1 protein-coding gene and 1 pseudogene are annotated in these 1372 nt (G+C 47.9%); both read left to right on the top strand.

Annotated elements, in window-relative coordinates; translation table 11 throughout:
- The first annotated feature begins 112 nt into the window (after positions 1 to 112).
- The gene (locus GRP75_RS27050) at positions 113 to 952 is read left to right on the top strand and encodes a helix-turn-helix transcriptional regulator (protein WP_069291645.1); all 840 of its coding nucleotides are present in this window, start codon (positions 113 to 115) and stop codon (positions 950 to 952) included.
- A gap of 135 nt (positions 953 to 1087) precedes the next feature.
- A pseudogene (locus GRP75_RS27045) lies at positions 1088 to 1372 on the top strand (ATP-dependent helicase); the annotation flags it as partial.

Below are 1372 nucleotides of genomic sequence, written 5' to 3'. Positions count from 1 at the left end.
CCTCGTCTTATCCTATTACAAGTGTTTGTTTATCCTGGTATAATGAACACTACTATAGTAAACGCCTTATTGCTCACTTCGGATATACCCATTGAATGGAGAGAAAATACCTATGAAAACGGAAGCACGTCTGGAAGCACTATCTGTTTTTCTAAAAACGAAAAGAGCCCGCCTACACCCACATATGGTCGGTCTCCCCCAAGGATCACGTCGCAGAACACCAGGCTTGCGCAGAGAAGAAGTCGCTCAGCTGGCAGGTGTCAGTACGACCTGGTATACCTGGCTGGAACAAGGACGAGATATTAAGGTGTCCGCCTCTGTGTTGGATGCTATTGCTGCCGCATTGCAGTTGAACACAGACGAGCGCAAATATTTGTATGATTTGGCGATTGAGGCCGGGTCTCACAGCCTTCCTGCTCCTGCAGAGCAAGCCGTCATTTCCCCCTCTCTGCAAAAGATCGTACAAGAGCTGCACTACTGCCCTGCTATTATTTCAGATCGGCGCTGTCATATTGTCGGCTGGAACGCCGCTGCTGCTCATGTTTTTATGGATTTTGCCGAGCTACCCCATGAGCAACGCAATATGATTGAACTGCTATTCACCAAAAAGGAGTTTAAAAGTCTAGCCGTGAACTGGGAACACTTTGTAAAGGGGTTCCTTGCTATTTTCCGCGCTTATTACGGGCAATACGTGACAGACCCCTGGTATGCACAATTTATACAAAATATGAGCCAGACCTACCCAGAGTTTAACGAGCTTTGGAATCAGAGTGAAGTAAGCTCCGCACCGGAGGTGCTCATTGAATTTCGTCATGCCAAGGCTGGCAAAATGCTATTTGACCTGACTTCTCTTCAGGTACAAGGCAGTGTTGATCTCCGTTGTAGCATTTACACCCCCAATGCGCAAACCTCTACGGAAAGTAAACTCCAAAAGTTAATGGAAGGCAGCTAAAGGATTTCATCCCTCCTGTTATGAAGATATCTTTTTCCGTCCATACTACATCTACGATCTGTGCTAAATAGATGCCACATATGTGACAGAACCAAGAGCTTCAACTGTGCTACTACCAGGAGGGAGGGAATCATCATGAAAGCCAAATCGACAAGTTCCCCGCATATACACAATCAAGCGCCACTGCCTGTTCCGGTGCAATTTGATCGAAGCTGGCAGGATGAGCTGGACCAACGCCTACGCAAAGGTGGCCCTTGGGGAGATTGGAATCTGTATCAGCTGGCCATTGAGGCTGAAAAAGCCAAGCTGGTGCCGAGCTTCGATGAGCTTCAATGTCTACAGCATTTGCAAGACCTCACTCCACTCCCCCATCAGCTGGATACCGCTCGGAAGGTACTGTTTCAAATGTCCGGACGTGCC

It is taken from the genome of Paenibacillus sp. OT2-17 (assembly GCF_009827695.1).
In the GTDB taxonomy this organism is placed as follows: domain Bacteria; phylum Bacillota; class Bacilli; order Paenibacillales; family Paenibacillaceae; genus Paenibacillus; species Paenibacillus polymyxa_B.
This window is presented reverse-complemented; position numbering and strand designations above follow the sequence as displayed.

Excerpts from the sequence above, each read along its gene's own strand:
- GRP75_RS27050 (WP_069291645.1), top strand. The coding sequence starts at position 113 with ATGAAAACGGAAGCACGTCTGGAAGCACTATCTGTTTTTCTAAAAACG.